General features: G+C 58.4%; 11 protein-coding genes. 3 read left to right on the top strand and 8 right to left on the bottom strand.

All coding sequences use genetic code 11. The features are described from left to right. The 5 genes from FN633_RS12170 to FN633_RS12150 form a co-directional block, all read right to left on the bottom strand. Window positions 1-1,195, bottom strand: a 1,195-nt coding sequence (locus FN633_RS12170) for a YgiQ family radical SAM protein (RefSeq protein ID WP_154058927.1), incomplete at its 3' end; no start/stop codon positions are given. Between the two features lie 147 nt (window positions 1,196-1,342). Further along, window positions 1,343-2,755 carry a cell division protein FtsP gene (gene ftsP / locus FN633_RS12165; protein WP_154057880.1) on the bottom strand — a complete coding sequence of 471 codons (1,413 nt, stop codon included), beginning with the start codon at window positions 2,753-2,755 and terminating at the stop codon, window positions 1,343-1,345. A gap of 43 nt (window positions 2,756-2,798) precedes the next feature. Continuing rightward, window positions 2,799-3,542 carry a 1-acylglycerol-3-phosphate O-acyltransferase gene (gene plsC / locus FN633_RS12160; protein ID WP_154057879.1) on the bottom strand — a complete coding sequence of 248 codons (744 nt, stop codon included), beginning with the start codon at window positions 3,540-3,542 and terminating at the stop codon, window positions 2,799-2,801. Window positions 3,543-3,724: 182 nt separating this feature from the next. After that, window positions 3,725-5,983: a DNA topoisomerase IV subunit A gene (parC, locus tag FN633_RS12155; RefSeq protein ID WP_154057878.1), complete on the bottom strand. Its 2,259-nt coding sequence runs from the start codon at window positions 5,981-5,983 to the stop codon at window positions 3,725-3,727. A 118-nt stretch (window positions 5,984-6,101) separates the two neighbouring features. Beyond that, the gene (locus FN633_RS12150; RefSeq protein ID WP_154057877.1) at window positions 6,102-6,509 is read right to left on the bottom strand and encodes a YgiW/YdeI family stress tolerance OB fold protein; all 408 of its coding nucleotides are present in this window, start codon (window positions 6,507-6,509) and stop codon (window positions 6,102-6,104) included. Between the two features lie 203 nt (window positions 6,510-6,712). Here FN633_RS12150 and FN633_RS12145 point away from each other — a divergent pair, with 203 nt between their 5' ends. Together FN633_RS12145 and FN633_RS12140 are read left to right on the top strand one after the other, a co-directional pair. Then, window positions 6,713-7,294, top strand: a complete 582-nt coding sequence (locus tag FN633_RS12145; protein WP_042390338.1) for an NAD(P)H-dependent oxidoreductase — start codon at window positions 6,713-6,715, stop codon at window positions 7,292-7,294. A gap of 30 nt (window positions 7,295-7,324) precedes the next feature. Then, window positions 7,325-7,639: a putative quinol monooxygenase gene (locus FN633_RS12140; protein ID WP_042390335.1), complete on the top strand. Its 315-nt coding sequence runs from the start codon at window positions 7,325-7,327 to the stop codon at window positions 7,637-7,639. 83 nt (window positions 7,640-7,722) lie between these two features. Here FN633_RS12140 and FN633_RS12135 read toward each other — a convergent pair whose 3' ends face one another. The 3 genes from FN633_RS12135 to FN633_RS12125 are packed head-to-tail and all read right to left on the bottom strand — an operon-like array spanning window position 7,723 to window position 12,044. After that, complete coding sequence (locus tag FN633_RS12135) at window positions 7,723-8,910, bottom strand: glycoside hydrolase family 88 protein (RefSeq protein ID WP_154057876.1); 1,188 nt, start codon at window positions 8,908-8,910, stop codon at window positions 7,723-7,725. 31 nt (window positions 8,911-8,941) lie between these two features. Continuing rightward, complete coding sequence (locus FN633_RS12130) at window positions 8,942-10,195, bottom strand: oligosaccharide MFS transporter (RefSeq protein ID WP_154057875.1); 1,254 nt, start codon at window positions 10,193-10,195, stop codon at window positions 8,942-8,944. 37 nt (window positions 10,196-10,232) lie between these two features. Further along, entirely contained in the window at window positions 10,233-12,044 is a 1,812-nt protein-coding gene (locus FN633_RS12125) for a DUF2264 domain-containing protein (protein WP_154057874.1), read from the bottom strand. A 168-nt stretch (window positions 12,045-12,212) separates the two neighbouring features. On the opposite strand from FN633_RS12125, the gene FN633_RS12120 reads away from it, so the two are divergent. Beyond that, complete coding sequence (locus FN633_RS12120; protein WP_154057873.1) at window positions 12,213-13,052, top strand: helix-turn-helix transcriptional regulator; 840 nt, start codon at window positions 12,213-12,215, stop codon at window positions 13,050-13,052. Window positions 13,053-13,075 lie beyond the last annotated feature (23 nt).

Here is a 13,075-nt window from a genome sequence, read left to right as displayed (position 1 = left end):
AATACATAAAAACAAGAGTAAAGGAGCAGCCGCCGAAGCAGCCGCGCATGATGTTGACGGAGAAACGGATCATCTCATAGGCCGGAATGCGGCTGGTGCCATAGGCCGGATGCGGAACACGCTTGTAGGGCAGCGCAAAGACGCTGTCCATCTCTTCGGTAGAGAGCGGGATCGCCGGCGGGTTGATCCAGATATAGCGGTCGCCGTGCTTTTGCATCAGCGCTCGCGCGCAGCCTGGGTTGGTTTCATGGTGCAGGATGCGCGAGGCATGCGCGTAGAGTACCTTGTCGGCCTTCACCTTCTCAAAGGATGGCAGCAGAACGTAGATCTTTTCCCACGGCTTTGGACGCGGAGGCTGGATGACCACGGCTTTCGCTTCGGCTTTTTTAGGTTCGACAGGTTTGTTGTCGGCACACGGCAGATCCTCTCCGTAAGGATGAGGGATTGGATCAATCTTGCCTGGCATATCAATGATGCGGGAGTCGACCCCGCTCCAGCCCGGCAGCGCCTCTTTGACCATAATTGCGGTATTACGCACGTCACGGATGCTGGCCACCGGCTCGCCCTGCGACAGACGATGGGCCACCTCAACCAGCGGACGTTCGCCGTTGCCGAAGATCAGCATGTCGGCTTTGGAATCCACCAGCACCGAACGACGGACGGTATCCGACCAGTAGTCGTAGTGCGCGGTACGGCGCAGGCTCGCCTCAATGCCACCAAGGATCACCGGCACGTCTTTCCACGCCTCTTTACAGCGCTGGGTATAGGCCAGGGTGGCGCGATCCGGGCGCTTGCCCGCTACGTTATCCGGCGTATAGGCGTCGTCATGGCGCAGCTTGCGATCGGCGGTGTAGCGGTTGATCATCGAGTCCATGTTGCCAGCGGTGACGCCGAAGAACAGATTCGGTTTGCCGAGGCGCATAAAGTCCTCTTTGCTGTTCCAGTCCGGCTGGGCAATGATGCCGACGCGGAAGCCCTGAGCCTCCAGCATACGTCCGCAGATCGCCATACCGAAGCTCGGGTGATCAACATACGCATCGCCGGTAACCAGAATGATGTCGCAGCTGTCCCAGCCAAGCTGATCCATCTCTTCACGTGACATGGGCAAAAACGGCGCGGGGCCGAAACAGGCAGCCCAATACTGCGGCCATGAGAAGAGGTCGCGATCCGGCTGGATCAGGGAAATAGCGCTCATAATGCTTCCGGGGTGATTAAAAAGAGATCGTCAAAGGGCGGCGATTATACGCTTGAACAGTGGGGGAAATGAAGGAATTTTGTACGGGATAGTTACCCGGCATACAGGTTGCGTAGGCCGGGTAAGGCGAAGCCGCCATCCGGCGATTTACGGTGCCGGGTTGACCAATAGCTGGCCGATAGAGCCGCGGTCTGACATCTCCAGGGTCTGGCTAAAGAACTGGAACGGGAAGTGCGGCCACGAAGGCTGGCCGTAGTAGACCAGCAGCTCAACCTGCCCATCCACCCAAACGGTATCTTTCATGCCCCGATCCTCCGGGAACGGCATCGCGCCGTTGACGTTACGGATCAGGAAGCTGACGCCTTCAATATGGAACGACTGCGGCGTATCGGCGCGCACCGTCCAGCGCTCCCACGTCCCCTGCTGGGCGGTAATATCGATACGCTTAATATCCCACAGCTGGCCGTTGATACCCGGGTCGTCGCCGAGAGCGATATCGCGGCTACGCACCGCCGCGCCGCTCATCAGCTCCGTCGGCAGCAGCCGCAGCGGCAGCGTATCGGTCACCAGCGGTAGCAGCCCGGTAGGACGCAACGTCAGCACCAGGGTAGAGATCAGAATGCTCGATGGCTCAAAGAAGCCGCGGATGCGGTCGACAATGCTCGCCGCCTCGCCGCAGGTGATCGACACCTCGTCGCCGTCGGTCATGTTCACAAGGATTTCTCGCCGCTCGCCGGGGGCCAGCGAGAGCTGTTTCACCGATACCGGCGCGGGTAAAAAGCCCTGGTCGCCGGAGATAACGTGCAGCGCCCGGCCATCGCTCATCTGCAACTGATAGCGGCGGGCGTTGGAGGCGTTCAGCAGGCGCAGGCGTACCCAGCCGCGTGATACCTCGACATAGGGACTCTGCGCGCCGTTAACCAGCAGCGTATCGCCAACGAAGCCGCCGCTGCCCGGCTCGCTGTACTCCGGCGTGCCGAAGTTATCCAGCCGCTTGTCCTGAATAATAACGGGAAAATCATCCACGCCGTAGTGATTGGGGATCGGCAGGGACTTACTCACCTCATCCTCAATCAGCCACATTCCCGCCAGGCCGTTATAGACCTGCTCAGCGGTACGGTTTGGCGTGTTGGCGTGATACCAGAGCGTCGCCGCGCTCTGGCGGATCGGCAGCACCGGTGCCCAGTCAGCGCTGGGGGACATCATCCGCGCTGGCCCACCGATCAGCGGGCCGGGAACCTGCAGGCCGCTGATGGTCATGGCGACGTTCTCTGTCAGCCGATTGCTGTAGATCATCTTCACGTCATCGCCGCTCCAGACGCGAATGGTCGGCCCAAGATAGCGCCCGTTAATGCCCCATACCTGAGCGCGGGTGCCGGGGGTAAAGGACCAGTGCGCCCGCTGCAAAGTCAAAAACAGCGGTTGCCCACGGCGAGATTCAACGAGCGGCGGCACAGGCAGCGGCTGCTGCTGCCCGGCGGCGTTAGCCCGCAGCGGAACCGCGCCTACACAAAGCGCAGCGCCGGAGGCCTGGATAAACTGACGCCGACTGAGTGACATATCTTGCTCCCTGTAAAACGAACTAAAGCACGTAAAAGTAGGGCTACGCCTGGCGCTTGCCGGCGGCCTCGCGGGCGGCGACTTCGCTATCAAGCTCGGCAATCTTCTCTGCCATCAGCGTTCGGCAGTGGGTCGCCAGCTCGCGCACCTGATCTTTGCCATAGTGGCTGGTGTCTATCGGCGGCAGCATTTCGACAATCACTAAGCCATTATTCAGTCGGTTAAGGTTAATTTTATTGGAGGTGTTTGAAACACAAACCGGAATAACAGGCACCCCGGCAGCGATAGCCGCATGGAACGCGCCGGTCTTAAATGGCAGCAGCCCGCGTCCGCGGCTGCGGGTACCTTCCGGGAACATCCAGATAGAGATATCGCGCTTCTGGATATTTTTCACCACCTGCGCAATGGTCCCGTGCGCTTTGGCGCGGTTATCGCGGTCGATCAGCAGATTACCGGTCAGCCAGTAGAGTTGGCCAAAGAACGGGACCCACAGCAGGCTCTTCTTACCGACGGTGACGGTGCGCGGCTGCACAATGCTGGCCGCGGTGACCATATCGTAGTTGTTCTGGTGGTTACCGATGTAAATCGCATTACCATACGTCCCGGCATCAGCGGGCTTGCGTAGCTCTACTTTTAAGCCCATAACCGGTGCCAGACGACCAAACAGATGGCCAAAGGTGGCGACGTGTTTGGGATTCCGTGGGCTAAACAGGCAGTAGATACAGCCGAAGATACAGACCAGGATGCTGTAAATAACAATAATGATTGCACGTAAAATGAATAGCATAGCTACCTCGAAAGCCCGGACACCCGCCCAGTATAGTGTAGCGGCTGACGGCGTACGGCTTTGTTCCATCGGGTCCGTGAAAAAGGGTATTGTCAATCGTAACCTGCGATTTAACAATGACTTTACGGGAAATTTTATGGGTAGCTCCCCCTTCGACGGGAAGGGGGAGAAGCACACAGGGATTACTCTTCGCTGTCGCCAGTGGTTGCCCGACGCGGCGAGTCAATCTCGACCTTGTCGATACGCTGGAGTCCGCGCATCAGCGTCCCGCGACGGCCACGCTCGCCGTGAACCTTCTGCAACTCCTCCGGGCGCATTTTGATTTTGCGCTTGCCGGCGTGCAGGGTCAGCGTGCTCTGCGGCGGCAGGATAAAGAGGTGCGCCAGGCTATCCTCTCCCTTCGCCGCTTCGGCTGACGGAATGCTGATGATCTTATTCCCTTTACCTTTCGACAGCTGCGGCAGATCGCTAATCGGGAACATCAGCATGCGCCCGGCGGCGGTGATCGCCAGCAGCAGGTCGTTGTCGTCAACAATCTCCAACGGTGGCAGCACGTGCGCGTTTTCCGGCAGGGTAATCAGCGCCTTACCGGCACGGTTGCGGGCAATCAGATCGTTGAAGGTGCAGACGAAGCCGTAGCCCGCGTCAGAGGCCATCAGCAGCTTCTGCTCCTCACCGGCCATCACCATATGCTCAACGGTAGCCCCCGGCGGCAGCGTCAGCTTGCCGGTCACCGGTTCGCCCTGCCCGCGTGCCGACGGCAGCGTCAGCGGATCGACGGCGTAGCTGCGCCCGGTGGTATCAATAAACACCACCGGCTGGTTGGTTTTACCTTTTGCGGATGCTTTCCAGCTGTCACCCGCTTTGTAGCTCAGGCCCTGGGCATCAATGTCATGACCCTTGGCGCTGCGCACCCAGCCCATCTGCGACAGCACGATAGTCACCGGCTCGGACGGCAGCATGTCGTGCTCGCTCATCGCCTTCGCCTCTTCACGCTCGTGCAGCGGGGAACGGCGATCGTCGCCGAACGCATCGGCATCGGCCTGCAGCTCTTTCTTCAGCAGGGTGCTCATCTTGCGCTCGGAGGCCAGCGTGCTTTGCAGGCGCTCGCGCTCTTTTTCCAGCTCGCTCTGTTCGCCGCGGATCTTCATCTCTTCCAGCTTGGCGAGATGGCGCAGCTTTAGCTCCAGGATCGCTTCAGCCTGGGTTTCGCTGATGCCAAAACGCGACATCAGCTCCGGCTTAGGTTCATCTTCACCACGGATGATCTCAATCACCTCGTCGATGTTGAGGAACGCCACCAGCAAACCTTCCAGGATGTGCAGGCGCTTGAGCACCTTCTCCAGGCGATGGTTCAGGCGGCGGCGCACGGTATCGCGACGGAATGCCAGCCACTCGGTGAGGATCTCCAGCAGATTTTTCACCGCCGGACGCCCATCGAGGCCAATCATGTTCAGGTTGATGCGGTAGCTCTTCTCCAGATCGGTGGTGGCGAACAGATGGTTCATCACCTGGTCCATATCCACACGATTAGAGCGCGGCACCACCACCAGACGAGTTGGGTTCTCGTGATCCGACTCGTCACGCAGGTCGTCCACCATCGGCAGCTTTTTATTGCGCATCTGGGCCGCGATCTGCTCCAGCACCCGCGCCCCGGAAACCTGGTGCGGCAGGGCGGTAATCACCACCGCGCCATCCTCTTTTTTCCACACCGCGCGCATACGCACGGAGCCGCGACCGTTCTGGTAAATTTTGCGGATCTCAGCCCTGGAGGTGATGATCTCCGCTTCGGTCGGGTAGTCCGGCCCCTGGACGATATCCAGCAGCTGATCGAGGGTGGTCTTCGGCTGGTCGATGAGCGTAATGGCCGCCTGGGCTACTTCGCGCAGGTTGTGCGGCGGAATGTCCGTCGCCATGCCAACGGCGATCCCGGTGGTGCCGTTCAGTAGAATGTTTGGCAGGCGAGCAGGCAGCATTTTCGGCTCCTGCATCGTACCGTCAAAGTTAGGGACCCAATCAACCGTCCCCTGCCCTAATTCACCCAGCAGCAGCTCGGCGTATTTAGAGAGGCGAGACTCGGTGTAGCGCATCGCCGCGAAGGATTTCGGATCGTCCGGCGCACCCCAGTTCCCCTGGCCATCGACCAGTGGATAGCGATAAGAGAACGGCTGGGCCATCAGCACCATGGCTTCATAGCAGGCGCTGTCGCCGTGGGGATGGTATTTACCCAGCACGTCGCCCACGGTACGGGCGGATTTTTTAAACTTCGCGCTGGCGTTGAGGCCCAGTTCAGACATGGCGTACACGATACGCCGCTGCACCGGCTTCAGGCCGTCGCCGATAAACGGCAGCGCACGATCCATGATGACGTACATGGAGTAGTTTAGGTAGGCGTTTTCAGTGAATTCATGTAGCGCGAGGCGCTCTGCCATATCGCTCATTACGTGTGATTCCTCAGCGTTTGCACCCAATTATTCAGGGGCAATATTGCCGCAGATTTTACCTTATCTGCCCTCCTGAGTCACAAGAAAAAGGCCGGATAACCGGCCCTTCAGGGATTTACTTAGCGAGCTTGGTGATTTGCTTCACTTCGATCTCAAACTCATTCCAGTCTTTGTCAACTTTACCCTGAATTTCAACCTGATCCTGCGGGGTCACGTTCTGGCCGTTCCAGCGCTTTTGCTCAATTTCCACGTTTACCGTACCGCTGGCATCGCGGAAAACATAGCGATCGTCAGAGAGGCGCTCAGTAATGTTACCGCGCAGCTTCACCCAGCTGTCGTCTTTCAGATCTTTCGCCTTCGCCGCCGTGGTCGGGCTAACGCTGTTATCCACAAAGCCGCCCTGCTGGGTCTGGGTTTGCGTCTGGGTTTGCGTGGCCGATGGCCCGTTGAAGCCCCCCTCGGCGGCGAAAACGGGGGCGGAAACCATCATAGCGATAGCGGCAATAGCAGCAAATTTTTTCATCGTGTATCTCCCTTTCATCAGTTTCATTGTCCTTTAACAGGGTAGAGCGAAATGGGTGGCGGACTGAAAAATTTAACTTTTTTTACCCTCTGAACAGGTGATTGTTGCTTTATATGCAAAAGTCTTTGCACATTTTGCTCATTTTTCAATAGGGTCATGACCGGTAGAATAGTCGGCAAATTCGTTTTCTAACGGGACAAATAATGAGCAACATCTTAATTATCAACGGCGCTAAAAAATTCGGCCACTCTAACGGCCAGCTGAATGACACCATGACCGATGTGGCCGCCAGCTTCCTGCGCGACAGCGGACACGACGTGAAAGTGGTTCGCACCGATGGCGACTACGATGTGAAAGAGGAAGTGCAGAACTTCCTGTGGGCCGACACCGTGATCTGGCAGATGCCGGGCTGGTGGATGGGCGCGCCGTGGACGGTGAAAAAGTACATTGATGACGTCTTTACCGAAGGCCACGGCTCTCTGTACGCCAGCGATGGCCGTACCCGCTCCGACGATGCAAAAAAATATGGTTCCGGCGGCCTGATTCAGGGCAAAACCTACATGCTGTCGCTGACCTGGAACGCACCGCTACAGGCCTTCACCGATAAAGAGCAGTTCTTCCACGGCGTCGGCGTTGACGGTGTTTATCTGCCGTTCCACAAGGCGAATCAGTTCCTTGGGATGGACGCGCTGCCGACCTTTATCGCTAACGATGTGATTAAAATGCCGGACGTGCCTCGCTATACCGCAGAATATCGCAAGCATCTTGCGGAAATTTTTGCTTAACTGTTTGACGGTACAAAGAAGGAGTTGACCATGTTGACAGTGATTGCAGAGATTCGCACCCGTCCGGGCCAGCATCATCGCCAGGCCGTGCTGGACGAGTTTGCGAAAATTATCCCCACCGTATTAGAGGAAGCGGGCTGCCACGGCTATGCGCCAATGGTAGATACCGCCGCTAACGTGAGCTTTCAGGCCACCAATCCGGATTCCATCGTGATGGTGGAGCAGTGGGAGACCGTTGCTCATCTTGAAGCGCACCTGCAAACCCCGCACATGAAAGCGTGGGGCGAGGCGGTAAAAAGCGACGTGTTAGAAACCCATATCCGAATTCTGGAGCAAGGGGTTTAATCAGGCGGGGGCCAGGCCCCCGCATGTTATACGACGTAGGCCCGGTAAGCGCAGCGCCACCGGGCGTTTACCACCCGTACCCGTTACCAGTACAGCTTCCAGCTCTGGCTAAACCGCATCAGCGCCTCGACGTAGAAGTAATCCCCCCAGCTGGCACACTCATCCACGCCCTTATTGCTCGCAAGATGGTACACCGAGTGCTTCAGCAGTCCGTTGCCGGGTTCGTTAACCCCCATCAGATAGTGCTTATTTAGCGACGACATAATATGCATCGCCCACTGCTGATAACGGGTGCGATCGGGATCGCTCACCGGAAGCTGCTTGACCAGCTCCAGCAGGCCGCAGACGGCAATGGCGGCGGACGAAGAGTCCCGCAGCGCATCGCTGCCGACCAGGGCCAAATCCCAGTGGCAGACGCCATCCTCCGGCAGGCGGTTGAGGAAGTAGTTCGCCAGCCTTTTTGACAGCGCGACCATCGTTTTATCACCGGTGTAGAGGTAGCTCAGCAGGAAGCCGTAGATCCCCCACGCCTGCCCTCGCGACCAGCACGAATCATCGGCATAGCCCTGCTGGGTATTGCCGTAGCGCGGTGCGCCAGTCTGCACGTCCATGTAGTAGGTGTGAAAGGTCGATGCATCGTCGCGGATCAAATATGCCGCCGCCTGCTGAACGTGGGCTTTGGCCGCCTCGGCAAAGCGCGGATCGCCGGTCTGCTCGCTGGCCCAGTAGAGCAGCGGCAGGTTCATGTTGCAGTCGATGATCATCCTTCCCGCCTGCTGCGGATCGCTAAGATCGCCCCATGCCTGGATGATCTGCGCCTTTTGATGGAAGCGTTCCAGCAACGCCTCGGCGGCCTGAAGTGCAAAGCCGCGTGCGTCGCGATTACCGGTCAAGCGCCAGGCCGCCACGCAGGAGAGCGTATAGAGAAAGCCGAGATCGTGGGTATTGGTATCCTGTCGTCCGGCAATGCGCAGCCCGAAGGAGCGCACGTGCTTCTCCGCCAGCGCGCGATATGACGCATCGCCGCTCAGCTCCCACGCCAGCCACAGCTGACCAGTCCAGAAGCTGGTGGTCCACTCCACGTTATCGGTAAGCGGGTAGTAGCCTTTGACGCAGGTTTCGGCTGGAAACTTTTCACCGAACTCCGTTAAATGACGGCTTATCAGTTCAAGGGTCTGACGGCGGGCGGTAATCAGCTCATCCTGAAAGGCGCGCTCATCCACCGGCGCAGGAACCTCTCCCAGACGCTCCTCAACGATACGATTTAACATATTCCGGTCCTTCTTCTTGTGAATAAATGATCTACCCGGCGACGTTGACCGCTGGCGCGCCGCGGCGCTTGCTCTGACAGGCCGACAGGGTAAACGCTGAGATAAGGGTAAAGGTCAGGGCTATCGCACCCATGATGATATAGGTCTGCTCAAAGCCAATTTTGTCGTAGAGGATCCCCGCCGGGGATGAGACCACCACGTTGCCGACGTAGAGCATTGCCTGGTAACCCAGCAGGTACATGGTGGCGTTCACGCGCTTATCGAAATGCTCGGCGATATATTTAAAGACCGACACCAGCAGGAGGCAGATCTCCAGACCGTAGAGCGGCTTGAGCACGGAGATTAAGAGGTGGGAATCACACAGCCCGGAGATGATCAGCCGCGCGCCCACTACCAACCCAACGATCAGCAGCCCGCGCTTGGCCCCGACGTAGTTCACAAACATCGGGATGATCATGTACATCACAAACTCCATCCCTGACTGCACGGTGCCCAGATAGCCAAACACGGCGTTGCCCTGATGCACATCGTCAAAGAAGGTAACGAAGTAGCGGGAGAACTGCTGCTCGGCGATAAACATCATCCACGCCACGCCAGCCACGTAGAGGCAGAAGGCCCAGAACTTGCGGTTTTTCAGCAGGGCATAGACATCGGCGGGAACAATCTTCTCCTTCGCCAGCACTTCCCCCGCACGCTCGGTTCGCGTATCCACCTTCAGGCTAAACAGCACCACCAGCATTACGAGAGAGGCCACGCTGCCCATGATGAAGTTATAGGCCGGAGAGAGGTTAAACAGCAGGCCGGAGAAAGAGGACGCCACCGCCCAGCCCAGCGATCCCCACATGCGGATCTGGCCGAACTCCATGCCGTTCAGGCGGCTGTAGCGATCGGTATAGGATTCGCAGGCGGCAACGCCCGCGTACCAGGCAAAGCTTAAATAGATTGCGCCGACGACGATCCCCAGCAGCGTATTAGAGAGCAGCAGCGGCTGGTAGACGTAGATAAAGAACGGGGCCATCAGGGCCGACACGGCAACCACGAAATAGAGCAGATATTTGCTCATGCCGATCTTATCCAGAATGTAGCCGTAGATCGGTTTTAGGATCACCGAGAAGATGCCGTTGATGGCAAATACCGTGCCGATCACCGTCCCGCTTAAGTTCGCTTTTTGCCCGAGCCAGATGGCCAGCAGACCAATGCTGGCCGACCAGGTAAAGAAGTAGAGAAAGATAAAGGAGCTGATTTTGTAATATTCAGTCCGGTTGGTTTTAATTATTTTATCCATACTATCCTCGACGAAAGCATGTAGGGGTCAGAGTTTTTTATAACGTAATGACTAACGCCGTTGGGCGGCCGATATGGCGCACCGTCAGCGTTTCGTTATCCAGAAGCACCTCGGGTCGCGAGGTCATATCGCTGTATGCCGGATCGCCCGCAATAGCCGCGCAGCAGAGCCAGTGACGCCCCGGCGTCAAGGTGGCGGTTAATACCGGGATCGCCGCACACTCGGCAAACATCACGCTGCTGTTGGGCGGCGTGATCACGCAGTCGCCGTGGCGCTCAAGGCCGAACGAGAGATCGTAGATAGCGCTGCTGCCGTTCGCGGCGTGCACCACGCAGCCGGAGGCCAGCGTCTGATGCGGAGCCTTCATGACCGCGAAGCCACCCTCAACGCTGTTCAGATGACGCGCGGTGTCGATGCAGTGCAGCCGCAGATGGCCATCGCCGCAGGGGATCAGCCAGGTAGCAACCTGCACGTCGTGCCACGGCGACCAGCGCGAGAAGATGTAATCATCGTGAACGCGAGTCTCGTCGCAGCCGCGGCGGCCCCGGTAGTACTCATCCCCCTCCGCCAGCAGCAGCATGCTGTCGCAGGCGGCGTGCTTGATGCCGTAACGTCCGCGCTCGATGGTGAAACCGAAGCGGCTGGAGTAGGCAAACTTGGTGTATTTCGCTTCGGTATTGACGTAGTTGTTCAGCTCAAGCTGGCCGGAGGCGAGCATGCAGACGTGTCGCGAGGCTTCGCTGTGCATCAGGATCTGCCCGGCATGGGGAAGCGCCCGTCGCGCCGCCAGCGCTGGTAAAGGTTGCTCCTCCGCCTGCCAGAACGGATGCGCTTCGGGCAGGGCGAGGATCAGGAACACCTTCAGCGCCCAGTAGGGCGAGCCGGGAGAGTTGTAGTCTTCGCACATCGCGAGATTCGGGTAGGCAAAGCCGAGGGTCAGAATGCCGTCCCGGTCAAAGATAGGCTGCGCCAGCCACCAGCGCAGATGGCGAAGAACGATCCCCTTCACTATCCCCGGCGTAAATACGTCCAGCTCGGCAAAAGCCACCCCGCTCCAGAACGCCACCATCGCAAAGCGGTAGGTGAGACTGCGGCCAAAGGGCACCGACTCCCCTCCCGCCGCCGACATAGTGATAAAGTCCTGGGCGAACCGCTGCGCCCTCTCCCGCAGGGTAGCGGCACGATGCGGATCGTCCTCGGCGTTGAGCGTGGCGTAGATCAGGCCGTAAAAGTGAAACGCCATCGAGATGTAGTAATCTTTTGGTCGCCCTGGACCGTCTGAGTACCAGCCATCACCGAGGTAGTAAGCCTCCATCATCGTAAAGCGCCGCTCGACCGCGTCACGATCCCAGGGCAGCCCGGCGCGTTTAAAGCCGAGCTGCACCATGATGGCGAAGTAGTTCCAGTTGCTGTCGGGCATCTCGGCGTCGGTGATTTGGTTTAGCCAGGCGTGGAGGTTCGCCTGTTCGCGCGGGGTAAAGCAGGCCAGCAGGCGGTCCTGCATTAGCGCCAGACCTAAACCATAGGCCGCCATCTCCACCAGCCGCTGGTCGTAAGGCCCGGTCTCGCCCCAGTAGCCTGGGCTGTGCGGATCGGTCCCCTGCTTGATGGCAGCGATGTATTTCGCGCTAAGCGGCGTCTCCTCTCCGCCAGCCAGCAGCGGAAACAGGCCCCACAGCGCACGCGACAGCCCCTCCATGTTGGCGATCTCCACGCTGTAGTGGGCGCAGGTGCTGCCTAATGCGAAGCGTGACTGCCCCTCGGGAAATTGTTTATCCAGCGCGCCCAGCATCTCCGTGACCAGCTCAACGATGTCCTGTCGGGATGACAATACATTTGATGTTTCCATTTCCGCATCAGCCTCTTAACAAAGTGGCTCAAGGATAGTGAATCGCTGGCGCGTAGAAATGTTAGCCACGTCACAGCCGGGAAAGATGAATAAACTCGCAGTTGAGAAAATTTAAAAAGGTGGTTTATAAAGGCGTGCAGAGGGGTAAAAGTTGAGTTTTATTGCACTATGCGCGATGAGCCAAAATCTGATTATCTGGAGCTAATTACCTTAAACGACGCCGTAGTGTCGTTCAGCCGCCTGTTTGCCAATACCGTGCGCTATCACCACTGGCATCAGTGCCTGGAGATCCTCTACGTCGAGGAGGGCTTCGGGGTGGCGATCGTTGATAATCGCCACTACACCATGCGCCCTGGGCGGCTCTTCTTCTTTCCGCCTTTTACCCTGCACAAGGTGATGGTAGATGAGCAGGCCGAAGCAATCTATCGGCGCACCATTATCCATCTCGATCACCACGCGGTGCTGAAGGTGCTGCGTGATTTCCCCCAGGCCCAGCAGCGGTTACAGAAGCTCTCGCGGCGCGGCGGCCCGGCGTGGGTAGCAGACGTTGCCGCCTGCCATAGCCATATCGACTATCTGTTTAGCTGCTACCCGCAGCCAATGAACAGCGAAAGCGTCGCCAGCCTGCTCATCAGCCTGTTCGCCATGCTGCCTGCCGATCGCGACGGTGCGCCCGGCGACAGCCGCGGCATTGCCAGCCAGGCGATGTTCTGGCTCGATGAGCACTACCAGCATAAATTTAGCCTCGACGCCCTCGCACAGGAATTGGGTAAATCGCGCAGCTACGTATCTAGAAAGTTTCATGCCGAAACGGGCGAGAAGATCCACGACTATCTGAATACGCTGCGGCTGCGCAAGGCCTGTGAGTGTCTGCTACACAGCGACGAGAGCGTGCGCGATATCGCCGCGCGGGTGGGTTTTTCCGACGTGACCTGGTTTATTAGCTCCTTTAAGCGAGGCATCGGCGAGACGCCGCTCCAGTACCGGAAAAATCACTCGGCGGGGTAACGCCCGGTGGCGCTGCGCTTACC

This window comes from Pseudescherichia vulneris (genome assembly GCF_902164725.1).
Lineage (GTDB): Bacteria > Pseudomonadota > Gammaproteobacteria > Enterobacterales > Enterobacteriaceae > Pseudescherichia > Pseudescherichia vulneris.
This window is presented reverse-complemented; position numbering and strand designations above follow the sequence as displayed.

What these genes read in the sequence shown, in the direction of transcription:
- ftsP (WP_154057880.1), bottom strand. Translation starts at nt 2,755, where the DNA reads ATGTCACTCAGTCGGCGTCAGTTTATCCAGGCCTCCGGCGCTGCGCTT.
- plsC (WP_154057879.1), bottom strand. Translation starts at nt 3,542, where the DNA reads ATGCTATTCATTTTACGTGCAATCATTATTGTTATTTACAGCATCCTG.
- parC (WP_154057878.1), bottom strand. Translation starts at nt 5,983, where the DNA reads ATGAGCGATATGGCAGAGCGCCTCGCGCTACATGAATTCACTGAAAAC.
- FN633_RS12150 (WP_154057877.1), bottom strand. Translation starts at nt 6,509, where the DNA reads ATGAAAAAATTTGCTGCTATTGCCGCTATCGCTATGATGGTTTCCGCC.
- FN633_RS12145 (WP_042390338.1), top strand. Translation starts at nt 6,713, where the DNA reads ATGAGCAACATCTTAATTATCAACGGCGCTAAAAAATTCGGCCACTCT.
- FN633_RS12140 (WP_042390335.1), top strand. Translation starts at nt 7,325, where the DNA reads ATGTTGACAGTGATTGCAGAGATTCGCACCCGTCCGGGCCAGCATCAT.
- FN633_RS12135 (WP_154057876.1), bottom strand. Translation starts at nt 8,910, where the DNA reads ATGTTAAATCGTATCGTTGAGGAGCGTCTGGGAGAGGTTCCTGCGCCG.
- FN633_RS12130 (WP_154057875.1), bottom strand. Translation starts at nt 10,195, where the DNA reads ATGGATAAAATAATTAAAACCAACCGGACTGAATATTACAAAATCAGC.
- FN633_RS12125 (WP_154057874.1), bottom strand. Translation starts at nt 12,044, where the DNA reads ATGGAAACATCAAATGTATTGTCATCCCGACAGGACATCGTTGAGCTG.
- FN633_RS12120 (WP_154057873.1), top strand. Translation starts at nt 12,213, where the DNA reads ATGCGCGATGAGCCAAAATCTGATTATCTGGAGCTAATTACCTTAAAC.